The organism is Alteromonas sp. HB246098 (genome assembly GCF_054890645.1).
The window spans coordinates 267,286-291,618 of sequence record NZ_JBTZUG010000002.1; the positions used below are offsets into that span (position 1 = coordinate 267,286).

18 protein-coding genes are annotated in these 24,333 nt (G+C 41.8%); 4 read left to right on the forward strand and 14 right to left on the reverse strand.

Annotated features, from left to right (window positions below):
• Nucleotides 1-771 precede the first annotated feature (771 nt).
• From ACYTPF_RS07045 to ACYTPF_RS07090, 10 genes are all read right to left on the reverse strand, one after another.
• On the reverse strand, nucleotides 772-1,887 hold the full coding sequence (locus ACYTPF_RS07045) for a glycosyltransferase (RefSeq protein ID WP_461851704.1): 1,116 nt from the start codon (nucleotides 1,885-1,887) through the stop codon (nucleotides 772-774).
• Entirely contained in the window at nucleotides 1,887-2,930 is a 1,044-nt protein-coding gene (locus ACYTPF_RS07050; protein WP_461851705.1) for a glycosyltransferase family 4 protein, read from the reverse strand. Before ACYTPF_RS07050 ends, ACYTPF_RS07045 begins: the two co-directional genes overlap by 1 nt.
• 1 nt (nucleotide 2,931) lies before the next feature.
• Nucleotides 2,932-3,912, reverse strand: coding sequence for a polysaccharide deacetylase family protein (locus tag ACYTPF_RS07055; RefSeq protein WP_461851706.1), 981 nt, complete (start codon nucleotides 3,910-3,912; stop codon nucleotides 2,932-2,934).
• Between the two features lies 1 nt (nucleotide 3,913).
• Nucleotides 3,914-5,077 (reverse strand): hypothetical protein, encoded by a 1,164-nt coding sequence (locus ACYTPF_RS07060; RefSeq protein WP_461851707.1) that lies wholly within the window; start codon nucleotides 5,075-5,077, stop codon nucleotides 3,914-3,916.
• A complete protein-coding gene (locus tag ACYTPF_RS07065) occupies nucleotides 5,074-6,246 on the reverse strand; it encodes a glycosyltransferase family 2 protein (protein WP_179984096.1) in 1,173 nt (390 codons plus the stop codon). Before ACYTPF_RS07065 ends, ACYTPF_RS07060 begins: the two co-directional genes overlap by 4 nt.
• Nucleotides 6,247-6,251: 5 nt before the next feature.
• On the reverse strand, nucleotides 6,252-6,764 hold the full coding sequence (locus tag ACYTPF_RS07070) for a serine O-acetyltransferase (RefSeq protein ID WP_461851708.1): 513 nt from the start codon (nucleotides 6,762-6,764) through the stop codon (nucleotides 6,252-6,254).
• Nucleotides 6,764-7,663 (reverse strand): ThiF family adenylyltransferase, encoded by a 900-nt coding sequence (locus ACYTPF_RS07075; protein ID WP_461851709.1) that lies wholly within the window; start codon nucleotides 7,661-7,663, stop codon nucleotides 6,764-6,766. Before ACYTPF_RS07075 ends, ACYTPF_RS07070 begins: the two co-directional genes overlap by 1 nt.
• Before the next feature lie 22 nt (nucleotides 7,664-7,685).
• The gene (gene prsT / locus ACYTPF_RS07080) at nucleotides 7,686-10,418 is read right to left on the reverse strand and encodes an XrtA/PEP-CTERM system TPR-repeat protein PrsT (protein ID WP_461851710.1); all 2,733 of its coding nucleotides are present in this window, start codon (nucleotides 10,416-10,418) and stop codon (nucleotides 7,686-7,688) included.
• Nucleotides 10,419-10,589: 171 nt separating this feature from the next.
• Nucleotides 10,590-11,483: a PEP-CTERM sorting domain-containing protein gene (locus tag ACYTPF_RS07085; RefSeq protein WP_461851711.1), complete on the reverse strand. Its 894-nt coding sequence runs from the start codon at nucleotides 11,481-11,483 to the stop codon at nucleotides 10,590-10,592.
• Nucleotides 11,484-11,629: 146 nt separating this feature from the next.
• Nucleotides 11,630-12,475, reverse strand: coding sequence for a PEP-CTERM/exosortase system-associated acyltransferase (locus ACYTPF_RS07090; protein ID WP_461851712.1), 846 nt, complete (start codon nucleotides 12,473-12,475; stop codon nucleotides 11,630-11,632).
• 200 nt (nucleotides 12,476-12,675) lie between these two features.
• Here ACYTPF_RS07090 and ACYTPF_RS07095 point away from each other — a divergent pair, with 200 nt between their 5' ends.
• Both ACYTPF_RS07095 and ACYTPF_RS07100 read left to right on the forward strand, forming a co-directional pair.
• Nucleotides 12,676-13,470: a S1 family peptidase gene (locus tag ACYTPF_RS07095; RefSeq protein WP_461851713.1), complete on the forward strand. Its 795-nt coding sequence runs from the start codon at nucleotides 12,676-12,678 to the stop codon at nucleotides 13,468-13,470.
• A gap of 13 nt (nucleotides 13,471-13,483) precedes the next feature.
• Nucleotides 13,484-14,500: an NAD-dependent epimerase gene (locus tag ACYTPF_RS07100; RefSeq protein WP_461851714.1), complete on the forward strand. Its 1,017-nt coding sequence runs from the start codon at nucleotides 13,484-13,486 to the stop codon at nucleotides 14,498-14,500.
• A gap of 33 nt (nucleotides 14,501-14,533) precedes the next feature.
• Here ACYTPF_RS07100 and ACYTPF_RS07105 read toward each other — a convergent pair whose 3' ends face one another.
• From ACYTPF_RS07105 to ACYTPF_RS07120, 4 genes are all read right to left on the reverse strand, one after another.
• Nucleotides 14,534-15,418, reverse strand: coding sequence for a patatin-like phospholipase family protein (locus ACYTPF_RS07105; RefSeq protein ID WP_461851715.1), 885 nt, complete (start codon nucleotides 15,416-15,418; stop codon nucleotides 14,534-14,536).
• Nucleotides 15,419-15,789: 371 nt separating this feature from the next.
• Nucleotides 15,790-17,985, reverse strand: coding sequence for a malate synthase G (locus tag ACYTPF_RS07110; RefSeq protein WP_461851716.1), 2,196 nt, complete (start codon nucleotides 17,983-17,985; stop codon nucleotides 15,790-15,792).
• Nucleotides 17,986-18,083: 98 nt separating this feature from the next.
• Nucleotides 18,084-19,028 carry a LysR family transcriptional regulator gene (locus tag ACYTPF_RS07115; protein WP_136782222.1) on the reverse strand — a complete coding sequence of 315 codons (945 nt, stop codon included), beginning with the start codon at nucleotides 19,026-19,028 and terminating at the stop codon, nucleotides 18,084-18,086.
• A 282-nt stretch (nucleotides 19,029-19,310) separates the two neighbouring features.
• Complete coding sequence (locus ACYTPF_RS07120) at nucleotides 19,311-20,906, reverse strand: isocitrate lyase (protein WP_461851717.1); 1,596 nt, start codon at nucleotides 20,904-20,906, stop codon at nucleotides 19,311-19,313.
• Nucleotides 20,907-21,558: 652 nt separating this feature from the next.
• On the opposite strand from ACYTPF_RS07120, the gene ACYTPF_RS07125 reads away from it, so the two are divergent.
• Both ACYTPF_RS07125 and ACYTPF_RS07130 read left to right on the forward strand, forming a co-directional pair.
• Nucleotides 21,559-22,518, forward strand: a complete 960-nt coding sequence (locus ACYTPF_RS07125) for a chemotaxis protein CheV (RefSeq protein ID WP_461851718.1) — start codon at nucleotides 21,559-21,561, stop codon at nucleotides 22,516-22,518.
• A 223-nt stretch (nucleotides 22,519-22,741) separates the two neighbouring features.
• On the forward strand, nucleotides 22,742-24,220 hold the full coding sequence (locus ACYTPF_RS07130) for an alkaline phosphatase (RefSeq protein ID WP_461851719.1): 1,479 nt from the start codon (nucleotides 22,742-22,744) through the stop codon (nucleotides 24,218-24,220).
• The last annotated feature ends 113 nt before the right edge of the window (nucleotides 24,221-24,333 follow it).

The following is a 24,333-nucleotide window of genomic DNA, read 5'->3' on the forward strand; positions in this document are numbered from 1 at the left end:
AATGGCGGAACAAAATGCGAAATAATTATGCGCATTAATAAATATTGTATTTTCCAAAAGCAAAAACAATGGTGTATGAAACATGTAAATACTGAATGAAAATCCCGCTACTGTTTTGACAATATTCGTTGCTATTCTGTTGAACGGGATGTTTAGGTGGTATGCAGCAAAGAAATTGAGTGTAGCGATTATCGCAAGAAGATAGTCACCCAAAAATTGCTTGGCTGGAAGATAGTTATTCAGTGAGCCAAGCAGTGCAATATTATAAACGTCCACAGTGTTGTCGAGGTGATTTATTTTTATAGCTATGAAAAGTACAAACGTAATGCAAAATAGCATTGCAGCGAAAAGTCTCGAGGGGACGAACCTGTCTTTCGCAAGATACAGTAACGCTCCTAACGCCCAAAGCGGTAAGAACATAATTATATAAGGGCCCATTAGTAGTAAAACAGTGACAATGGCGACAATTTTTAGTTTTTTAGCAAACAACAGCGTTCCGCCAAAAACATAGTACCAAACTTCGAAACTAAGTGATCAATATGGAAAGTTCCCGGCAGGAAAAATAAAGCCCAACCAAGATTGTGAGTTAAAGGTCAAAAATAGAGGGTAATAAAAACACGCTTTCCTAATCTTAGTTCAGAAAACATGACTTGAAGTCGAATTCACTTGCATGAGATAAAAGTACCAATAAAGTCGCGATAACTCGGATGAGTTCGAGATATATTGACATGCCTTATTCATAGCTTGGCCCCTCTATCTTAGTTTTGATACCTACAACAGTGTTACAATTTCTTTAGCTGAGTTCTGCCATGTATAATCTGAAACTGACGCGTTAATCCTTACTGAATCCCATGGGCTATCTGCTATATTATTAATTGCCTCTGCAACTGCATCCGCGCTTTGCGGCTTTATTAGTACACCTCCAACATTTGGAGTGAGTACTTCAGCTATACCGCCAACGTCGGTTGCGATAACCGGCGTTCCCGTCGCAAGAGCTTCCATGATTACGTTAGGAACCCCTTCTCTATAACTTGGCAGTATGAGGGCGTCTGAGTAGTGAAGCTCGTCCACAAGTGATTTGTGAGGTATGGCACCGAGTAGTGTCACAGCGTGCTCAAGAGACTTAGCGCTTATCAACTTTTGAAGTGCGTCTTTACTGCCACCTTCTCCTGCAATACGCAAAGTTATCTTTTGGCCATTAACTATCGTTTTTTCAAAACCTTCAATAAGCTCAAAAACCCCCTTAGTAGGGATAAGAGAACCAACGAATAGAAGCCGCTGCGTTTCGCTAGAAAACGGTGTGGTCTCTCTGAGCGTAAATATGTCAAAATCGACTCCGTTATATATAACGTGAGGGTTTATCTCTGGTACGTGTTTTTTTACTGCTTTAGCGAGTGCTTTGCTTTTTGTCGTCACCGCAGTGCTCTTTTTAAACGCCCAGCGCATCTGTTTTTTGTGCAAAGGCTGCTGCATCAGGGCATTAACATCACTGCCTAAGCATTCAATGATGAGTTTGTATTTAAAAACGCTTTTTCCTAACGCAGCAACAACAGCTTCTGCATAAGCCCAACTAGCTATTACATTTTTACTCTTAGCTAACCAAACCAAAGGTTTTACACAAATAACAAGCGACAACAGCAAGAAGAGAGGGTGTAAAGAAGTGAGGACTTTAGGAATATAGAAAAACGGAAATAAACAAAAGCCTTCAGGACTTCTGTGACCGTTAATCAAAACCTGCTTGAAATAGGTAAACCAAGGGACAGGCATCAGAACCTTAACATCGGCATGTGCTTTCAGGTGCCTAATTTCCTCAAAGTTGTATGTCGCTCTAGCTGGTTGCCATGGAAGAGGGTGCAGGTTAGTGAAGAAAAGAATAGATTTTTTCATTATCGATATGCTGCTTCATAAATCGAGGATACATCATTAATGGCGTAATTCTGATTAACAAATTCATATGCGCTCAGCCCAACGTGTCTTAAGCTGTCTCGATTATGTATTTGCGAAAGTAGCAGTGCATGCCAAGACTCAATATCATCAACATTGTAAATAAACCCATTTTTCCCATGTTGAATAAGGCGAGGAATTTGACCAACGGAAGTAGATATCGCAGGAATGCCCCGTGCCATAGCCTCTAGCAAAGACATAGGTAATCCTTCAGTGGTTGAGTTAATTAATAGAATATCCTGACGCTCATAAATGGCATCTTCGTCTAACACTTCACCGTGCAGTGTTACGGAATCGTGTAATGCGTATTTCGTGATGAGATGCTCTATAGCACTTCGCTCAGGCCCGTTCCCAAACACATTTAACCTTGCAAACTGTCTAAGCTCATACCGAGCGAAGGCTTCTACCAATTGCGCAATGTTTTTAAGTGGCACAAGTCGACACACAGTACATAAATTTAAGATTGGCTGATCTGCGATATTTTGTGGAACAGGGGGGCAATAAACGCCATTACTGATGACGATAACGTCTTGTGGCTTCCACTTATAACGTTTGTAAATCCCCTTTCTAATGCTCTCAGAAACACCAAAGACTTTGTCGATATAAAGCTGTGCCAGTTTGTGAGAACCCTTTACAAATCCAATAGGAGGTTCAACTTCGCCGTGGATCGTATAAATCACTTTTTTAAAGAGTAGAATGGGAAAAATAGGTGCAAAGGCTTTAATCACCGCCGGGGAGTGGATATGAACTGTGGAAAAGCCGACTAAATAACGTGAAGCCTTTATAAGGCGCGTAATAATATTTCCTTTAACATTGATAACCTCAACGCCAAGCGATTCTATGTCATGTTGAAACGCGTCGCTTTTATCACCAAATGATAGAACTTTGACATCGAGGCCTTTTTGACTTTGTACCTTAACTAGGTTCTTAACACATTTTTCCGCACCACCAACTTTCAAACTGCTTACGCAGTGTAAAATACGCATGTTAATACCTCTTTGCGTAACTAAACATGCGCTTTATATCTTCGGTAGACATGTCAGGAGCGATGGGGAATCGATGGAGATCATATGGGTTAGTACTTGGGATTGTATTTATGCCAGGTTGAAAATTAAATGCGAGTTCGTAACCGGTATCTTTTAACCCTTCTATTACCCTTTTATCATAGGTCGCCTTACTCCCTACAGGATAAGAAAAAGCTGAAATGTCGCACCCTAAATTGCTCTCAAGCAGAGCTTTTGAGTGACTTAACTCATAAAATAGCTCATCTTCTGAAAGCTTAGTTAATATATCGTGATTGTGTGAATGAGCACCGAGCTCCATTCCAGATTCGACTAACGTATTTAAATGATGCCAATCCATAAATTCTGCACGAGGGTAGCCGTCTTGATGATGTAACGTTTGCTCAAGCTGACTAATTTGTTTTTGGGCGGGTAGTTTACAGTTTTTGACAGCTTGTAGTACGGCTCGAATAAAACGTTCTTGACTATTTTCAAATATTACCTCATTTGACCACGCATCAAGATGCACTCGATTAGGCGTGTGACGCTTAATAAGGTAGGCCACTTTGTCCCACCACGGTACGTGACGGCTTCCTACTAGGCCCGTTGCAATGAAAAAAGTGGCTGACACATTGTTATTACGAAGCACAGGTAAGGCATTACTAAAATTATCAATATAACCGTCATCAAATGTTAAGCACAATAGCTTAGATTTTGGCTTCTTATTGTTCAATAACAACTCGGTTAATGACTTAAGACTAATAATATCAAAATTTTGTTTAAAAAATTTTATATGGGCATCAAGCTCTTCAGACGTGCACGAATATACACACGGATCAAATTCCGTATCTTTACGATTACCTATCCGATGAAAGTTTACGCTGTAAAGGCCGTTAGGAGCTGTGCGCCACGACAAACCATCTAGGCCTAGTATACGCCCTGCTTTCATTTTTATTTTTGACAACATGCTACGCTAGCTTTTTAAACGCTGGGGGGGCAAGCACGTAATCTCGGAAACGGTTCGGGTTGCCTTCTTCCCCAGCTTCAGCTGCCTTTATGATGTTATACATTTCTCTAGCAGAAACGTAATGTAGTGCGTAATTCTTTCCATCGTTATATTTCGAGGTTAAATGTCTATGCATTTCCTTCACAGGCTCGCCAAGTAATGTGTCCATATCGCCATCCTGAGCTCCGTGGGTGTGTACTTTTATAAATATCCATTCAGGTTTTCCTTCGACATGAATAGCTTGATCGACCCACAAATCAACGCGATTGGGTGTCGGAGGAAACGTTTTTCTAACATCTGAGTTTTCGATTTGAGGGAAAATTCCTTTCTTTCGCACTTTCCAATTTAAACCCAAAATCCCTTGAATAAGCAGTAGGTCACCCCAAGCCTTGCCACCCTTTACGATAGGTCGTCCGGTTTCATACGACTTCGGTTTCTCTGGATCGTCTTTCGCATAGTAAATGGTATTTAACATAGCGGGTTGCGATTCATCGGGGGATGGAAACGTGAAATCGGCATAACACCCGGTTTCTCGAAGTACAATAAGCTCATCGTTTACACCGCACCATTTTCCTTCAGGGTGAGAGTTATCTAACACCCAGTTTCCATGTATAAAGGCGTAAACAGGTTTGCCTGTCTCTGGGTCAACACTTAATGCGTTATGTTCTTCGTGAAGGCATTGGGCGAAGCCTGAGAGGGTTTTTCTTAAGTTATCGCTAGTATCATCTTCGTGATGTAGGTGTATTTCTATCTCGCCAAAACCCTTAGCGCATAAATCGGAAATTTTATCTAAATGCTCTTTTCGATACTCTTCTTCCGGAAAGAAAAAGCTGTGCTTTGGATGGTTTCCATCAGCATCACGAAACTGCGAGGCCATTTTTGGGTAATCAACCATCCAGCGGTCCACACGTTGCCGCTCCAATTCAATGTTATCTTTATTTTTCCACTGAGGCTCATAGTGGTCTACGAAGCAAAACATGACATGCTGCGTACCACTTACAGTAGGCTTTTGTGTAAATTGGCTTTTCGTGTAATTCCAAAGCCAACTCTGCATTTTCTTTTTCTTTACAATGGCAATGAATGCTACTGAGAGTAATACTAAAAGTGCTAGTGTAAGCGCGATCATCTAGATGTCCTTTGCCATGTCGCTGATAGGTTAGAGGATAGAAACTTAATGTAACCTCTGAAAAGGGATATATTCATTGATACAAAAAATGTTATTAGGCTAATAATATTTCCAACTATTGGAACGTCTTTGAATATTCTCAATTCACCTAGCATCCATAGTGAATAAAACGCTAGCTGTCCAAATAACATTACCGTATATAAGTAATTAGTGTGCCACAAGAGTACAATGTTGAGAAGCAAGGTAACTATCATTAAATGAGGAACAAACCAGCGAATTACCTTATGGCTTAAATAAGAAAACCAGCGCCACTTATAGCGTGGATTAAGCAACCAAGTTAAGCGGGACAATGATTGATAATTACCTGCGCCTATGCGAATGCGTCGGCCTGCTTCTTCCTTCAAGGTCGGGGCGATCTCTTCTGTCGCCAACGCCTGTTTATTATAGATAATTTGATATTTTCTTTTGGCTACGTTCATCACAATGCAGAAATCATCTATTATTGTGTTGTCCGGCAATGGTTCGTAAAGCGAAGTTCTAATCGCGTAAATCCCACCGTTAGCGCCAAGGAGAGCATCAATTTTAGATTCGTGTTTTTTCAAAAATTGCTCATATTTCCAATAAATGCCATCTTTATTGTCGCCTGAAAAAGCATCCACAAGGTTAAGTTCACCACATACGGCACCAACTTTCTCACTTTCAAAAGGTGTAACTAAGTTTAGAACAGCATCACTTGCAAACATGGTATTGGCGTCAGAGAATACGGTTATGTCACTTTCAACACGCTCAAGCAAATCATTAAGTACATTGATTTTTCCTCGGTTTTCTTCAAAACAAAAAACGCAAAGACGTGGATCGCGAAAACTGCTAATTATACTGTCGGTTTTGTCTGAGCTACCGTCTGAAGCAATGAGAAATTGTATTTTTTCATAGGGGTAATCAAGAGCTAACAGGTTCTCTATGCGCTCACCTATACAGCTTTCTTCATTATACGCGGATATCACGACTGACACCGAAGGTAATTCATTACCCCCAGTAATCACGTTTTTCTTAACTTGCTCGCGTTTAGAAAATGCTCTGCTGAAAGAATATAGTACAACCGGATATAATAAGTAGCTGTAAAGAATGAGGGAGATGGCCAACCAAAATAAGAATTCTATGTACTTCATGAGATTTATCTAGCTTTTGCTGGTATTCCCAACGCTGTTGTATTTGAAGGGACATCCTTCACTACCACAGCATTAGCGCCAACTTTCACGTTACTTCCTATGTTAATGCCACCAAATGCCTTGGCTCCAGCTCCAAAAAAAATGTCGTCGTTGAGTATCGGCGATTTGCCTTTTTCGTCTCCAATCACCACACCACTTTCGAGAGTGATGTTTTTGCCACCAATAACTTTTGAATTAATGACAACCCCAATAGGATGCATAATCACAAAACCTTCATCGAATTTGGCATTAACGCCTATTACGCACCCATTATAAACACGGTTTATATGAGAAAGTATTAGTGCAAGAGGGGATAGCAGTCTTATTTGCGCACATCGGTATGCTAAACGATACAGTATGTTTGCACTAGTGCCATCTGTAAGAAGAGTGCGCAGCGTCGATATGTCAGCCCCATCATCCAAGAATATTTGCTTTTTTCTCGCAAAATCTGATTTTATTAATTTTAACGTTTTGGACATCACGCAGTTTCTTTGTTGTCATCTAACAGTTGTTTAACCTTTTTGAACATATACCTTTGGAGCGGGTTTTTATTTCCCCAAGGACGCCATGTTTTTATTAAATTATTTCTGTAGGCATCAAAATGTAGTCCTCTAGGCGCGCAAACAACATCCCCTCGGTTCAATAGCAGCTTCAGCACATTTGTGCATAATACTCCGGCGGCGAGTGAAATACCCATGCACGTTGAAGGAACTTTCTTTTTCATAAAGTTCACGGATGAGTTCTGAACCAAATAATGCCTTTGCTGTACGGAAGGCGATACACCTATGACAAAACGCACAATATTATTTTCAAAATAAAGAGCTTTTTCTTCATCGGTCGCCTGTGCTGGAGCGTCAATCATGGCGAAATATTCGTCGAATGACATTTTGCCAGGCTTAAAGCAGAGCATAGCCGTACCCATTCCCATAGGTGCAGCAGTTATTGTTGGGATTCCGAGCTCATAACAACGTCGAAACACATGTCTGCGAATCTCTAATGCGAAAATATCTAGACTATCTATATAGACATCAACGCCATCGAGAAATTCATCGAGGTTTTCGAGCGTTATACCTTGCTTAAAATTGACAACGTTTGCATCGGGGTTGATATCTTTAAGTGTTTCTTCCATCACTACCGATTTTTCTTTACCGACGGTAGATACAAAGGCACCGGCTTGACGGTTAAAGTTTGCGTAGTCATAGGTATCAAGGTCTGAAATGTTAAAGTTAGATATACCCATGCGAGCGCAAACTATAGCGTGGTCGCCACCTACTCCACCGAGGCCACCGATAGCCACTTTGCTGTTTTTAAGTCTTTGCTGTTCCTCATCAGTTACCCAGCCAATATTTCTCGAAAAAGCATCGTTATAATCAAACATAAGCGTCGAGCCTCAGTTATTCCTAAAGTTGAAACTGTTGTTTCAATTCGTTTAGTTGTGTTTCCTGAACTATCGTTACAGGAATGATAGAGGAAGCTACACGTTTCGCTTCATTCTTTCTATCTGCTTTTATTAAAATCCTAACGTAATCAATTCCGATAGAGGCATTTTTATTACTTATCACAAACGCATCGTTGGCTTTCTGTATCGCTTTTTCATGCTTAGACAAAGAAGATAGAACAGCCGCGTAAGTTGACAGAATGTTTGGATTGTTAGGTACTAACTCGTTCGCTTTCTCTATGTGATTTAATGCTCGCTCGGGTTTACCATCTTCGTTCAGAAGCCAAGCTAAATTGTTTAAAACAAGCGGACTGTCTTCTTTTTCACTTTTAACAAGAGAGTCGTAATGTTCTATCGCCAATTTTGGACGTCGCTCGAGTAAATAGTTAGCGAAGAGAAGACGGACTTTAACGTCCCTCGCAGCTCTATCTAGATGAGATTGCGTAAATGCAATCACGCGTTTTTGTTGCCCTAGCTTTTCAAGGGATGAGAATATGAGTAAAGCTAGCTCTGTTGACGGCGCTTCATTATAGAGAGGCTCAAGAATTGATAGTGCCGAATCATAGTTACCATCAATAATTTCAAGACGCCCTTTAATAAGGCGACCGACGAAACTGTTCTTAGCGGCTTCTGGCAATCCTATGTAAGCTTGTTTTGCATCTTCATTGTTACCTTCCAACAGCATCAATCTGGTAGCTAGAAGGTCTAAAGTAGAGTTTTTACCCAGTGTGCGTTTTGCCTCATTTATAAGTCGTTGAGCCTCTGAAAAATTATTATCTATTTCCTCAAGCTCTATACTTTGAACAAAAGATGACACAGAAGGGGCTTGCTTACGCCACTTCGAAAATGCGTTTCGTGCTTCATGGTAATTTGCTTGTTTCGCATAAGCGTTGCCTAAAAGCATCCAATATTTTGGTACGTTTTCAAGTGGTATCTCACTTTTTCTAAGAAAGTCGACGGTTAACTTATACTGTTCATCAAGAAGTAGTGCGGCTGCATAGAGTAGCGCGTATTGGGGCTCTTCTGATTGTGATTGGGCAGCCTCTAACTGGGAAATTGACGGTGAAAGGTCGCCAATACGCTGATGTACTTGAAATGAACGCATCAATAACCTTGTGCTGAGTGGATATACTTCGAGTGCATCATCAAGCTTTGATGCAGCGTTTTCAAAGTTTTTCTCTCTTATTGACTGCTCAATAAAAAAAAGCATCGCATCAAAGTTTTCGGGCTTTAGTTCTCTGAGTTGCGAATAAGTCTCTAGAGCAGCATTCATATCACCTGCGGAGCGCTGTACAAAACCTTTTGCGGTTAACCGGCCTATAATATTTTGTTTACCTGCAAAACGTGTTTCAATTAATTCATAGGCTTTTTCATAGGCATTATTTTCAATATAAGCAATCAATAAAAGGTAGATGCTATTTATATCGTCAGACGAGTTATCTAGATTTCTTTCTAATTCGGGTATGCCGCTTTCTCCAGTGAAAAGTTTTAACAACCCAATATTACGGAGCATTTCACCATCTTCTATTTTGGAAGCGTCTATTTTATCTACTAGTCGTTTTACTTCGCTTAATTCATTTTTTTGAACTAATAGCCTCGATGTTTCTACAATGTAGAGTAAATCTTCTTGGCCAAGCTCAGGTATACTATTAATAGTGTTGATACCGTCCTGTGTATACCCCAGTCTTAATTGAATGCTTGTATAGAGCCTCTTCGCATAATGGTCTTTAGGTAAAGAATCAACAATTGTCGAAAGGTTCTGATAAGCTTGCTCATAGTTTTCAAGTTGATAGTGCGCAACTGCCGCCAAAAGTCTTGTTACTTGATTAGAACGCCCATTTTTAATTGCTTTGTCCAGATAAAGTGTTGCACCTTTGAAATCCTTTTGAGAAATCAAAATAGTGCCATTTAACTGATTGAAATAGGGTTGTTCAGGGCTCAACTGCAATAGTTGTTTAACGTAAAGCTCGGCGTCTTTAAATTTTCCTGCATTTACAAGTGCAGTGGCAAGTTGTGTTTTTATTTTATAATCGGCTGGTCTTAAGTCTAACCATTGCTTTGCAGTACTTACCGCTTCAGGCCAGTCATTTGCAAAGGTTTCGAGCGTGAACTTTAATTGAAGCGCTATGGGAGACCGATTTACAGCTTCATTTATCTTATTTAATTCTTTTAAAGCAGGTTGAGCGTCGTCATTAATAGTTAACAAATAGGCCCTAGCAATCGAGGCAATATCAACGTTGGAAGATGAAGTTATTTCACGGAAAACAATATTCGCTTTAGAGGGACTGCTGGTACGATACAAGGCAATAGCTTTATATAGTTTCAATGTATCTTTTATATCGCTCTCAGTTGAAGCCTCTAAGTCTCGAATACTTTCATACTCTTCAAGCCACAAATATGCTTCTGCCAGCGCGACTTTTCCCTCGTCGCTTAGCTTACTTTCTGCGCGTTCAAACTCCTTTTGTGCAGCTAGGTAGTGACCCTGATAGAGATACGTGAACCCGAGCATTTCTCTAGCTTCCAATAGCCCAGGATTATTTTTGATGACGTTTTTGAGCGTTACCGATGCTTCCTGAAATTGCCCTTTATCTAGCAGGTCTGTCGCATCAGCCATTAATTTCTCTGGCGAGTTATTTGTACATGCGGCTAATACACAAAACAATGATACAACAGTGAACTTAGAATAATATTTCACATTAGCTTCCTTATTGCTTAACTTTGCTAAGGTAACGTATTCCAGAGAATTTACAAGTTGTTCGAAGGCATTTTATAACGACAATTATCTATGCTTGTTGAATCTAGAACATAAAAAAAGCTGCCAATGTTGGGCAGCTTTTTGTAACACAAAATGTGTCTAGGACAGTAATTACTTTTTATTACGTCTAGAGAAACCGAACATACCAATTAAACCAAGACCAAGAACGGCAACTGTTGAAGGCTCAGGCACTTGGAATTTAACAGCAATTGAGTGATCATCGCTTACAAGCACTGTTGTACCGTCAGAGTCGATTGGGTTTGCTATATTATTTGCAAGATCGCCTACAGTCACTGTTTGCGAAGCATATACTAATATGTCAGTGAGTGTTGCATTGATGTACTCTTGGAAAGAGACAAACTGACCAGCAGAGTCTTTAAAATAAAACACTTCTTGGCCAGCTGGAGTCAAACTCACTTCAGTAATTAATGATTCAATTATCTGTTCACCAGGATTGATAGAACTAGCTAAAAAATCACTTTCAACTAACAGTTCCTCATTTCCAAGGATAGTAACGTTTTCCGGTGAGCCGAACTCATAGCTGTACTGGTACGAGTAGATGTCTAGTACACCACCAGTATACGTAACAGTGTCGCCGTCTGCATTAAGAAACCCGTCCAGTTCAAAGTCAAACGTAAGGGCTGTGGTTATAATCGTCGGGTAAGCACTTCCGTCTTGACCTATGTTGTTTGGACTAGGGTCATAAGTGAAAGTATTAGTGAAGTTACCTTCATCGTTAAGTACTAGTGATTCTAAGTTATCAAACCCAGCGTTTGAGCCGTTAAATGTATAACCGATAAGGCCTAAACCACCGCGGGATACAAGTGCACCAGTCGCCGTATTAACTTCTGTTACTGAATCGTATGCCAGTTCTAAAGTGTCAATTGAACCGCGCGGATTTACAATTGAGTCATCAGTAAGATCTAAAAAAAATGGTGTTGCAGCTGCTTGTCCACTAAGCGCTAAACCTGCAGCTGTCGCCGTTGCTAAAAGTAACTTTTTCATCTCTGCTCTCCGTTATGTATGCAGCGAAACAAATTCGTCGAGTTAGATAAAGCACTTTGTGTGCCATTATTTATGTTGTTGATTATAATGGTTTTATTTTTCGGTTGCTTTTGCGTTGTAAACAAAGCTGACATAAAGGATTAACGTCACCTTAAATGACTTTTAAGAAGTACGGATTGTTGAGTCTTGAGAGTGTGTTTGATATGCCTATACATTATAGTGAAACCTTTCGGAAGATTCTTATGCAGCATTTCAGGTGTAATGTGATAAGCCGCTCTTTTCCCGTGGTAATCTACGATAGGGCCAATCTGTTCAAACCGAATACCTATGAACCTCATAGACCGAGCAAGTCTTGGCTCCATCATAACATAAGCGTGTTTCACGTCAGAGTTTATGGATACCGCAGCGGCAGCAAGATATAATCCGATAGCGATAAATGGAAAGCAGCGTAATTCAGTTTCAGAGTAACTTATAGGGTTTATTGCACCTATTGCGGCACCATCGAACTTATCCATGCTTCTTCTACGAAATTCGTTTGGCACAGCTAAACGTGAAATTTCGCATATCTCTTGCCGAGGAAAATTGCTCGGACGCAAATTACTATCTGCAATAGAACTACTACAAAATTTCTCAATAGGAAGAAGTTGATCGTCTTTTTTCGGCCTGACCACCCGTACAGTACCTGCAAACCGCTCGGTTTGAATATGTTCAATTAAACAGCAAACTGAATAGTCATCGAACTCATCTCTTTCGATTTGCAATTCGTTAGGGGGCTCGAATCCTTCTTCATTACAATAAACTTGATAGCGCATTTTATAAGATTCATTTTTAAGCGCTGCGGTATCTGCTATTTTTGTTTCAAGATAAGAAGAAAAATGATGAGAAATTTCCTTAACTTCTTGTAGTTTTTGATATCCTTTAAGTGCTTTAGTAACCCGACTATTGGCACCAAAAATGTTTTGTACCTTTTGAACCAACTTTCCTTTTTGCATAACGCTTTCTACCTGTCTCAGAGACTACGGGCATTGTTGCTTACTTGGCAATAATGTTTTTATGTTTTGTTTGGCTATAAGTAAGTATAGTTTGTAAAAATACGTTCATGAACGTATTATTTTTTTATCATACTGGTAGCGCTTTATAGTTAACCTAATTCTCTTGCTTACAACTATTCTTTTTAACAATATACGTCTATATGTTTACAGAAAATAGCTTTAAAACAACAAGTTTTGTTACCTTGCTTCTATCTTTATTCTTTTTCGCGACACCAGCGGTAGCAGAAGATCTCGTAACACTGACTAAACGAGCTACAAAATCTACTGTTGCTATTGCGCTTTATAGTCCTATAAAAAGCAAGGCTCCTTCCATAAAGGGAACCGGGTTTGTAATACACAATGGAAACTATGTTATTACAAACTACCACGTTGTGGGACAAGAATTGGATCCTACAATAGTTGAATATTATGTAGCGATGCTCCCATCTTCGGATGGGTTCTCTTTTCAAAAAATTGAGCTGTTAGAAATTGATATTGAGCATGACTTAGCGCTTTTCGCGGTTAAAGATAGGCTGGAACCACTCGCGCTAGCCGAGGAAGCATTGGAACTGCCAGGGACAGATGTTGCAATATTCGGTTATCCTCTAGGTGGTGCTTTAGGCTTATACCCAGCTGTTCACAAAGGGATTATTGCGACAATTACTCCTGACTTTTTGCCTGTCAGTGATACAAGAGTACTCTCAAACGTTCAGCTTGAGAGGTTACAAAAACCAGGCCTTATTTATCAATTAGATGTTACTGCTTTTCCAGGTAATTCAGGGAGCCCAGTTGTTAATATTAAAACTGGCGAGATTATTGCTGTCATTAATAAAGTGTATGTTAAAGACGGCAAAGAAAGTGCTTTATCAAATCCCTCTGGTATATCTTATGCGATACCTGTTAAGTATGTTAATGCCTTATTGAAACGTGCTTTATCAAAAATGGATAGTAAATAAACAGGATTAATAAATGAAAATCTTAGTCACCGGAGCAGCTGGTTTTATCGGCGCAGCTGTATCGCAATACCTTATCAATCGTGGTGACCAAGTTGTCGGGATTGACAACATAAACGATTATTACGATGTAAATCTAAAGCACGCCCGCTTAGATGAAATTAAATCATCATCTGCTGCAGAACTGTTTTCATTCGTTGAAATGGGGGTAGAAGAACGCGATAAGATGGCAGCGCTTTTTGAAGAACATAAGTTCGACAGGGTAGTGCACTTAGCAGCGCAAGCAGGCGTGCGTTATTCTCTTGAAAACCCTAACGCTTACGTCGACTCGAATATTGTCGGTTTTGTGAATATCTTAGAAGGGTGTCGTCATAATAACGTTGAGCATTTGGTGTATGCATCATCTAGCTCGGTCTACGGCGCTAATGAAACTATGCCGTTTTCAGAGCAGCACAATGTCGATCACCAAGTTAGCTTGTATGCCGCTTCTAAAAAAGCGAACGAGCTAATGGCGCACACTTATAGCCACCTGTATAACTTGCCTACAACAGGGCTGCGCTTTTTCACCGTTTACGGTCCTTGGGGTCGTCCAGATATGGCGCTGTTCAAGTTCACAAAAGCTATTTTGGAAGGTGAAACAATTCAGGTCTACAACTACGGTAACCACCGTCGTGACTTTACCTATATTGATGATATCGTTGAGGGCGTAATCCGCTCACTGGATAATGTGGCCAAGCCTAACGAAAGTTGGGACGGCGGCAATCCAGACCCTAGCACCAGTAAGGCGCCTTATAAGGTGTATAACATTGGTGCGCAAACGCCTGTTCACCTTTTGAAGTTCATTGAAACGCTGGAAAGTGCACTGGGTATCGAGGCTAAGAAAGAGCTGCTTCCTATGCAGCCGGGCGATGTGCCTGACACCTATGCTGATGTGTCGTCGCTGGTTGAAGATACTGGGTACCAACCGTCTACCGATGTCGAGACAGGCGTAAAAGCCTTTGTTGATTGGTATCGTGACTTTTACAAGGTGTAAGACTTAGAACGTTAAGCGTTATCTAAAAAGCAGTTAAATTGCACTGTCTCTCATAAATCCCGCACACTTTTTGGGCAAAAATTCTTTTGTGGTTGAATAACCAAGCTCAAAAAGTGTGTTTTTAATTTCAGGCGTAAGCGAGAAGTCCACCGCAGATATTTCACCGGTATTCACCACCACCGTATTGTGCCAATACTTGGCATTGACGTACTCCCTAGATATTGCTGTCATAAATGTACGAATAAGCATGCTGACGTATTGGGGTAATTGAAGAAGGTTCTTTTTAATGGCTTTACGTTTTTGATTGGTGCTTTGTAGCCTGAAGCACACGGATGGTGTGCCATCACCTCGCCAGTCTTCAAACAGCGCATCCTCAGACAATATCGCCCCATCTACTAATAAGTGCTCTTTAAAGGGCTTAAATGAAAAGATAAGCGGAATCGACATAGAGTACCGCACTGCTTCTGATACTTTCATATCAGGGGAAGTGTGCTTATTAAATAGAACTGGCCCGCCGCCGTTCACATCGGTAGCGAGTATATGTAGGTCAAGGGGGAGGTCTGCAAACACTGCACCCTCTAGTTGTTCGTCAATCCATCGTTGAAATACGTCGCCAGACGACAGCCCACCTTCTCGAAGTAACCTTATCAGTGAAAACTCAGTGAATTGCTTGAAATCGGTAACTAGTGCTAGCTCTCGCATTTGCTCGACAGTGTACCCTTTGGCATAAAGAGACGCGATAATTGAGCCGCCAGATACACCTACCAAGGTATCGAAGACAACATTCATATCGTGCAGCGCTTTTATGATGCCGATATGGGCGCTTAAGCGCGTACCTCCACCAGAAAAGATTGGAACTATTTGTGTTACGTTCGCATGTAAAAGTTTATTCGGTATCGCCGCCGAGGCTATTTGCATGTGCATACTCCAAACTAGGGAGGCTCGCGAACAAGGTTTTTAATTGAGCGGTAAAACGAAACGCAGTGCCTCACAGTAAAAGCGTAGTTTAATGGCGCACTATCAGTAAAGTTTGAAAAGGAAGAAGAGCGATATCTTTAGTCTAAGGTGTTGCGATATTGCTACATAATGCGATGCTCAGTACTTTTACAAGTGAGTTCAACTGGCAGATCACAAAGTACAAATGATTGGTCATCATGGGAACGATACATAAAAAGGCTCACTTAGAGATTAACAAAAGTGAGCCTAGTTTTTATAAGGTTGAGTTTCCAACGTGCTTTACGGTCGAGGTTATAAACTTGAGGGTTCAACCAATAAATACACGTTTGAAATTAACTCGCAGCAAGCTTCGCTTTCATCTCGCGGCGACGTGCGTGCAGCAAAGGTTCGGTGTAACCACTAGGTTGTTCTTTACCTTTGAAGATAAGGTCGCTTGCAGCTAAGAAGCCGATTGAGCTGTCTAAATCAGGTGCCATCGGAATATACTCGGGGTCCCCCGCATTTTGCTCATCTACTAACACTGCCATTCGAGACAAAGACTCTTTTACCTGATCTACACTTACGATGCCGTGCTCTAACCAGTTCGCGATATGCTGCGATGAAATACGTAAGGTCGCACGGTCTTCCATCAAGCCTACATCGTTGATATCAGGCACCTTCGAGCAGCCAACACCTTGGTGTACCCAGCGTACTACATAACCCAAGATACCCTGAACATTGTTGTCGATTTCACGCTTAATGCTTTCACGCGTTAGCGTAGAGGCGTCTTCTAGCAATGGAATGGTAAGTATGTCAGCAAGGCCATCAAAGTTTTCATCTAGTGACTTCTGAACGTCAAACACATTTACATCATGGTAATGAAGGGCGTGCAGTGTTGCTGCAGTAGGAGAAGGTACCCACGCAGTATTAGCGCCAGCTTTAGGGTGGCCTATTTTGGCGGTCATCATATTTTGCATTTCATCAGGAATTGGCCACATGCCTTTACCGATTTGTGCTTTGCCAGAAAGACCACAACGAAGGCCTACGGCTACGTTCGCGGTTTCATAAGCTTTAATCCATGCCATCGACTTAAGGGCAGCTTTTTCTGCAAAAGGCCCGGCTAGCATCGAGGTATGAATTTCATCGCCAGTTCTGTCTAAGAAACCGGTATTGATGAATACAACCCGTGAAGTGGCTTCAGCAATACACGCTTGAAGGTTAATGCTCGTGCGACGCTCTTCATCCATAATACCCATTTTAAGGGTGTTGGCTGGAACATCGATAATTGTTTCGATAGCACCAAATAATGCGTTAGAGAATGCAACTTCTTCCGGCCCATGCATTTTAGGTTTAACAATATAAATACTGCCTTCACGGCTGTTTTTAAATTTACTGTTGCCTAATAGATCATGCTTTGCGATAAGTGAAGTGACTAAACCATCCATAATGCCCTCTGGCACTTCTTCGCCATCAAAGAGCATCGCATTGTTAGTCATAAGATGACCTACGTTTCTAACAAACATAAGGCTTCGACCAGACAGCACTAGCTCGCCGCTTTTTAACTCGTCTTGTGAAGCGTGTTTAGATGGCTGATAGCATCTATCGTCATGCATCGCGCGAACAAGTTGCTTGCCGCCCTTTGTCATCTCGATACTTAGGGTGCCTTTCATCAAGCCTAACCAGTTGCTGTACACTAGAGTTTTGTCTTCAGCATCAACGGCGGCAACGGAATCTTCGCAGTCCATAATAGTAGTCAGGGCCGCTTCAACCAATACGTCTTTAACGTTTGCAGCATCGCTCTCGCCAATAGGATGAGTCGGGTCTAGCTGAATTTCAAAATGCAGGCCGTTGTGGGCAAATAGCAAGCTGGAAGGCGCGCTAATGTCTCCCTGATATCCTTGCCATTGTTCAGTATTTGCAAGGGTAGTCTCATCGCCATCAGTAAGGGTAATAACCAGTTTGCCCGATTCGATTTTGTATTCAGTGACATCAGCATGGCTGCCTTTCGCGAGCGGTATCATACTATCTAAGTAGTCTTTGGCTTTCGCAACTACTTTAGCACCGCGTACGGGGTTATAGCTTTTGCCAGGCTCGGCGCCACCGTCATTGCTAATAACATCAGTGCCGTATAATGCGTCATAAAGGCTTCCCCAGCGCGCGTTTACCGCGTTAAGCGCATAGCGAGCATTATTGATTGGCACTACTAACTGTGGCCCAGCCATAGTTGCAATTTCAGCGTCTACATTTTGTGTTTGTGCGCTTACTTGCGATGGTTGCTCCACAAGGTAACCAATGCTTTTTAGAAAGTCGGTATATTCATTTCCATTTACCGGATTACCAGCTTTGTGGTAGTCGTCGATAGCGCGCTGAAGCTGTTCGCGTTTTTCTAATAACGCTCGATTTTGAGGAATAAATTTTTCGAAGAGGGTTTCTGCACCTTGCCAGAAGGTGTTTTGTTCTACGCCTGTGCCAGGAAGCGCTTGTTCATTGATAAATTTGTCGAGTTCTGCGGCAACCTGTAGTCGGCCTCTAGTAATATATCCTTGCATAACTACCTCTATACATTTTTCTGTTAACCCAGTGTAGTGTGTATAGAGATAGTTTTTTAATTTATGGTTTGTATTTTTGCCATATTTCTTGTGAATGTTTAGCCCGCATTCATTTCACTAGCCACATCGCTTATCAATCGACGCAACCAAATATGACCTGCATCGTGATGAAGTAGGGCACTCCACGCCATTTTTAGTGCAATAGGTGGTATGTCAAAAGGCGGCTCTTTAATTACTACGTCTGGGTCGTGCTTAAACAAACGGGCTGCTTTGCTCGGCAAAGTAGCAATAAGTTTCTGCTTTTTCGCAATTTGCAAGGCCGCGTGGTAATGGCGAGTAAAAACGCGGATAGCACGTTGTTTTCCTATCTTGGTCAGTTCAGCATCAACCCACCCCAACTTTTGAACTTCATTCGGGTCAATACCAACGCCAACACCAAAGCCTGTTTTACTCACCCATATATGCTGAGCATTTAAGTAGCCTTCAAGATTGCATTTTTCCACTAGCGGGTGATCTGCGCTCATTACGCAGCTAAAAGTGTCGTACCAAATAACTTTTTGGTGAAACGACAGCGGCAGTTCGTCGAAGCGGTTAATTGCCATATCCACTTTACCTTGCTCTACATCGTGAAACGTCACGTCACTCGGTGTAATAAGGTCAAGGGTAATATTAGGCGCTAATTCGGCCAGTCTTCCGACGAGTTCAAGTAACAAGGTACTTTCTGCATAGTCACTGGTCATAATGCGAAAAGTTCTGTCGCTGGTTAACGGGTCGAAATCAGTTTCAGGCTGAATCGAGCTTTCCAATCGACTTAGCACATCGCGAATAATCGGCTGCAGTTCAAGTGCACGCTTTGTGGGAGTCATGCCATCGCTGGTACGCACTAAAAGTGGATCTTTAAACAGATCGCGAAGTCGTTTTAATCCGTTACTCATTGCTGGCTGAGTAATGCTTAGCTGGTTTGCAGCTTTGGTTACACTTCCTTCGCGCAGCAACACATCTAAATAAACTAATAAATTCAGGTCGACCTTCGCTATATTCATTATTCTAATGCTCTTATTAAACCTTATTAAACAAGCCTATTATAAAGCTTTTTTATTTGATTGTCAGATAAGCGTTTAGTCTTAAATTTGTTACGGCATTATTTGTAACTTATTGAAAGTAATAATGTATGTGGCTTGATTATGGGGCGGTGGAAAATATGGCTTCTTTTATTTTTGCTAAAAAGCATAAATGAAATGAATAGCGTGCAGAAAAAAGGGCACCCTAAGGTGCCCTGTAGGAAAGGTTGGGATGCTTTCCGTTTAACTCATTGCCTGTTCGCGTTATACGTCGAACTGGTTCATGGTGTTATCTTCACCAGACGCTTTAAGTGCACCTTCACCAGAGAAGTACTCTTTATGCGTATCGCCTAGGTCAGAACCTGCCATTGCCTGGTGCTTAACGCATGCTAGGCCTTGGCGAATTTCTTGACGCTGCACACCGCGTACATAAGCAAGCATACCTTCTTCACCGAAGTAGCCTTTTGCAAGGTTGTCTGTAGACAGGGCCGCAGTGTGATAAGTCGGTAGCGTGATAAGGTGGTGGAAGATGCCTGCTTCACGCGCTGCATCAGCTTGGAAGCTCTTAATCTTCTCGTCCGCCGCTGCTGCAAGTTCGCTGTCGTCATAGTCAGCAGACATAAGTTTCGCGCGGTCATAACCAGAAACGTCTTTACCTTCTTCTGTCCAAGCATCGAATACTTGCTGACGGAAGTTAAGCGTCCAGTTGAATGATGGAGAGTTGTTGTAAACTAGCTTTGCGTTTGGAACTTGCTCGCGAATAGCGTTAACCATTTCAGCAATTTGACCAACGTGCGGCTTTTCAGTCTCAATCCAAAGTAGATCAGCGCCGTGTTTAAGTGACGTTACACAGTCAAGTACTACACGGTCGAAACCAGTGTTGTCTTTAAAGCGGAACAAGCCGTTTGGTAAGCGCTCAGGCTTAACAAGTTTGCCACCTTGTTTAAGAACTAGGTCACCTTCAGTTAGGTCGTCTGCGCCTGCAACTTCAGTCGTTTTAAGGAATGCATTGTACTGAGCAGCTAGGTCTCCTTCTGAAGTAGAAACAGGGATCTTTTGAGTAAGGCCAGCACCTAGTGAGTCGGTACGAGCGACGATTACACCTTCATCAACACCTAGCTCAAGGAATGCATAGCGTACTGCGTTGATCTTAGCTAGGAAGTCTTCATGAGGCACGGTTACTTTACCGTCTTGGTGACCACATTGCTTCGCATCAGATACCTGGTTTTCGATTTGGATACAGCATGCACCCGCTTCAATCATTTGCTTTGCAAGTAGGTACGTTGCTTCTTCGTTACCAAAGCCCGCGTCGATATCCGCGATAATTGGAACTACGTGAGTTTCGTAGTTGTCGATTTCAGCTTGAACAGCAGCAACATCGCCGCCATTTTTCTTCGCGTCGTCTAGTTTATGGAAAAGGTCACCCAATTCACGAGCGTCAGCTTGGCGAAGGAAAGTGTATAGCTCTTCGATAAGTGCAGAAACTGACGTTTTCTCGTGCATAGATTGGTCAGGAAGAGGACCAAACTCAGAGCGTAGTGCTGCTACCATCCAACCTGAAAGGTATAGATAGCTTTTATTCGTTGTGCCCTGGTGCTTTTTAACTGAAAGCATTTTCTGTTGGCCCACAAAGCCGTGCCAGCAGCCTAGAGACTGTGTGTACTGAGACGAATCTGCGTCGTATTCAGCCATGTCTTTGCGCATGATGCTTGCTGTGTAGCGAGCAATGTCTAAACCTGTTTTGAAACGGTTTTGAACCTTCATACGTGCAGCGAACTCTGGGTTGATACCTTCCCAAGCTCCGTTTTGTGCTGCCTTTAATGTGGCGAAGTTATCAATGTCTTGTTGATATTGCGACATGAGCGTCTCTCCCGACTATAATTAAAATTCTTAACGTTGTTTGTGTTCACGCTGTAGGGCGTTCCCGTTGATTCCATTTCATCCTAGTGCCGTAGTTCGAATAATAGAAATATATATTTTGCATTACGGTCATTTATTCTGTGAATGTTTCTTTGAGTCGTTGTGCCACCGAATTTCTATCAAATTTAGAAAATAATAATTCAGTTGTTTGAAGAAATGAGGCGTACGAGCCTAGTCGTTTACCGCTAAAAAATTGAAAGAAGCCTTACGAGAACTGTGCGCGAAAGTAATTAGAAGAGGCACACTTGAAGTTGTTCGCCTATATTTAAGCTACCTTTTGTTGATAGTGATGTTTTGCGAGTGCATTTAGCTGAACCCTGCGCGCTTTCACGTAGTTGCGTAAAGTGGTTAGGATAAGGCGCAAACGCTAGCAAATAAAAGCTTACAAAACGTGAGGTTGCTGCGAAGAGTGTTTTACTGTTAAAGCATTAATTCTGTTGCTTTTTTCAGCTGTCTATTAGCTAAAAGGGTAATAGCTTTGTAATGAGGGTCGGGGTAACTTTAGCGATAAGTTATTGTAGCTAGGCTAAATTGATATAACGGTATTGATTCGGCTATAGGTCTTTGATTGTAAATTGAAAAAGTGGGCGTTATGAGTAACAGTGTATTGTCGTCGGTTGATCAGAGAACCAAGCTTGTAGGGGAAAACAGGCTTGAGCTTTTGATGTTTCGGCTTGGAACCCGCCACATCTTTGCCATGAACGTCTTTAAAATTAAAGAGGTTATTAACGTACCCAAACTCAACATTATGCCTGGCTCCCACAACAACCTCAAAGGTGTAATGAACTACCGCGGCAGCTCTATTCCAATTATAGACTTGCGTCAGGCAATAAAAATGCGCGGTGCAGCCACTGAAGCTACGGCTAAAAACGTAATTATCACTGAATACAATAGAAGTGTGCAGGGCTTTATTATTGGCGAAGTTAAAAACATCGTAAATACTTCCTGGGGTACCATACAGCCGCCCCCAAGCGGCATTGGTAAGTCTAACTATTTAACCGCCATAACTCAGGTGAATGTTGAGGGTAAACAAGAGCTGGTTGAGATAATTGATGTCGAAAAAGTGCTCGCGGAAATCATCGATTACGACACATCCATCTCCGAAGAAGTGTTAGATCAAGGTATTGTTAATCACTTTTTAGGTAAGAAAGTGTTGATAGTTGATGATTCCAGCACGGCAAGAAAACAAATTAAAGACACCTTAGAGCAGTTAGGTATCAGTATTATTGAGCGAAAGAACGGCGCAGAAGCCTTGGCGCTACTAAAACAGTGGGCCGATGAAGGTAAAAAACCTACCGATGAAATCTTGCTTATGTTCACTGATGCAGAAATGCCGGAAATGGACGGTTATAGGCTTACCTCAGAAGTACGAAACGACCCGCGTATGAGCAACCTGTTTATCGCATTAAACACCTCATTAAGTGGCAGTTTCAACGATGCTATGGTTGAAAAAGTAGGTTGTAATAGATTTATCTCTAAATTTCAGCCCGATATGCTTGTAGACGTGGCGCAGCAGCGCATGCGTGAATACCTTGCTGCTCAAAGCAAATAGATTTCCTTTCTTAAAAACCCTTCAATTAGACGAGGTGACTAAAATGGTCATCTCACCACAAGCTTATTTTATCCAAAAGCTTTGAGCATATTGTCTGCCTGATTTACACTATTACCTTTTATCGCTTTATAAACACTAATGAATCATTCGCGATAATATCGATTTTGCGGTAACTGCGGCTAATAACGTCAGCAGGTATCTTTACTTACTCAGGGAAGTTTAAATGATTAAACAATTTGTTCGCACATCATTGCTAAGTTGTGCGTCTATTGCTGTTCTTGCAAGCTGTGGTATCACTGAATCTAAGACTGAATCAGCAAACGTAAACAGTAGTCAAATCAAAGGCGTGCCGAAAAATATCATTATGGTTGTTGCCGACGGCATGGGGCCTGCCTACACAACCGCTTACCGTAATTATGTAGATGACCCGTCAACACCGGAAGTAGAGACGGTTGTATTTGACGATATTTTGGTGGGTAACGCGTCGACTTACCCCGCTCGTGTATCGGGTTATGTCACCGACTCAGCCGCTGCTGCAACAGCACTTGCTACCGGCGTGAAGTCATACAATGGTGCAATAGGTGTAGACGTTAATAAGCAGCCGGTAAACTCGGTGATGTACCATGCTAAGAGCAAAGGTATGCGAACTGGTTTGGCGGTTACATCTCAAATTGTTCACGCAACACCAGCATCATACATTGCGCACAACGAAAGCCGTAAGAACTACAACGAAATTGCTGAAGATTTCTTTGATGTGCGCGCAAACGGCGAGTTCGTGGCAGATGTAATGTTAGGTGGTGGCACTTCTTACTTTGAACGTGAAGACAGAGATATTTTGGCGCAGTTCATTGATGAGGGCTACGAATATGCCGATTCATACAACCGCTTGGCGTCGGTACCAGCAGGAAGTAATGTACTTGGCCTGTTTGCTCCTGTGGCGCTACCTGCGGTACTTGATGATAAGCGTAAAAACCGTCTTAAGTATTTAACTCAACATGCTATCAAGCACTTAGAAAACGACAACGGCTTTTTCCTTTTAGTTGAAGCAAGCCAGGTAGATTGGGCAGGCCACGCGAATGATATCGCTTCTGCCATGGCTGAAATGCACGACCTAGCGTTAACCATGGAATATCTGCGCGACTATGTAAAAGCTAACCCGGATACACTGGTTGTACTAACTGCTGATCATAGCACCGGCGGTTTAACAATTGGCGCAAATGGTGATTACCGCTGGAGCCCTGAACACCTTAAGTCTATGTCTGCCTCAGTAATGACGATAGCGCTGAATATGGCTAATGAAGAAAATCCTGGCGAGTATGTTGCGCAGAAGCTTGGGCTTTCGTTAAGCGAAGAAGAGTTAGCCACGTTAAATAGTGTATCGAATCAAGATGATGAAACGCGCTTTATGGCGGTGAAAACCTTCCTAGATTCAAAAACAAATACAGGGTGGACTACAGGCGGCCATACCGGTGTAGATGTTGAAGTGTTTGCTTTTGGCGCTGGCTATCAGTCGTTTATGGGGCAAATTGACAATACCGATATTGCTAAAACCATTTTCAGTTTTATTGATAAAAAACAGCCTATGAAAATCGATAATGACGCAAATGAAGTATCAAGAAAGGTGACCACCAACATTGAGCTTACGTCAGACGAAGATGATGACGGCTTATGCGATTTCAAAGAAGACTGGCGCTGTAACTAAACGTCGGGTAAACGGGCGAGCTAAGGCTTTTGTAGCAAGTGTAATATTGAAGCAACACATAGGCAATAGAACTTAACTAAAATGGAAGCGCCGGCGTTTTTTAAACAGGCGCT

Coding starts and splice junctions, on each gene's coding strand:
- ACYTPF_RS07055 (WP_461851706.1), bottom strand. CDS start 3,912: ATGTTGTCAAAAATAAAAATGAAAGCAGGGCGTATACTAGGCCTAGAT.
- ACYTPF_RS07095 (WP_461851713.1), top strand. CDS start 12,676: ATGTTTACAGAAAATAGCTTTAAAACAACAAGTTTTGTTACCTTGCTT.
- ACYTPF_RS07070 (WP_461851708.1), bottom strand. CDS start 6,764: ATGTCCAAAACGTTAAAATTAATAAAATCAGATTTTGCGAGAAAAAAG.
- ACYTPF_RS07050 (WP_461851705.1), bottom strand. CDS start 2,930: ATGCGTATTTTACACTGCGTAAGCAGTTTGAAAGTTGGTGGTGCGGAA.
- ACYTPF_RS07090 (WP_461851712.1), bottom strand. CDS start 12,475: ATGCAAAAAGGAAAGTTGGTTCAAAAGGTACAAAACATTTTTGGTGCC.
- ACYTPF_RS07115 (WP_136782222.1), bottom strand. CDS start 19,028: ATGAATATAGCGAAGGTCGACCTGAATTTATTAGTTTATTTAGATGTG.
- ACYTPF_RS07075 (WP_461851709.1), bottom strand. CDS start 7,663: ATGTTTGATTATAACGATGCTTTTTCGAGAAATATTGGCTGGGTAACT.
- ACYTPF_RS07130 (WP_461851719.1), top strand. CDS start 22,742: ATGATTAAACAATTTGTTCGCACATCATTGCTAAGTTGTGCGTCTATT.
- ACYTPF_RS07100 (WP_461851714.1), top strand. CDS start 13,484: ATGAAAATCTTAGTCACCGGAGCAGCTGGTTTTATCGGCGCAGCTGTA.
- ACYTPF_RS07060 (WP_461851707.1), bottom strand. CDS start 5,077: ATGATCGCGCTTACACTAGCACTTTTAGTATTACTCTCAGTAGCATTC.
- ACYTPF_RS07085 (WP_461851711.1), bottom strand. CDS start 11,483: ATGAAAAAGTTACTTTTAGCAACGGCGACAGCTGCAGGTTTAGCGCTT.
- ACYTPF_RS07125 (WP_461851718.1), top strand. CDS start 21,559: ATGAGTAACAGTGTATTGTCGTCGGTTGATCAGAGAACCAAGCTTGTA.
- ACYTPF_RS07045 (WP_461851704.1), bottom strand. CDS start 1,887: ATGAAAAAATCTATTCTTTTCTTCACTAACCTGCACCCTCTTCCATGG.
- ACYTPF_RS07105 (WP_461851715.1), bottom strand. CDS start 15,418: ATGCAAATAGCCTCGGCGGCGATACCGAATAAACTTTTACATGCGAAC.
- ACYTPF_RS07065 (WP_179984096.1), bottom strand. CDS start 6,246: ATGAAGTACATAGAATTCTTATTTTGGTTGGCCATCTCCCTCATTCTT.
- ACYTPF_RS07120 (WP_461851717.1), bottom strand. CDS start 20,906: ATGTCGCAATATCAACAAGACATTGATAACTTCGCCACATTAAAGGCA.
- ACYTPF_RS07110 (WP_461851716.1), bottom strand. CDS start 17,985: ATGCAAGGATATATTACTAGAGGCCGACTACAGGTTGCCGCAGAACTC.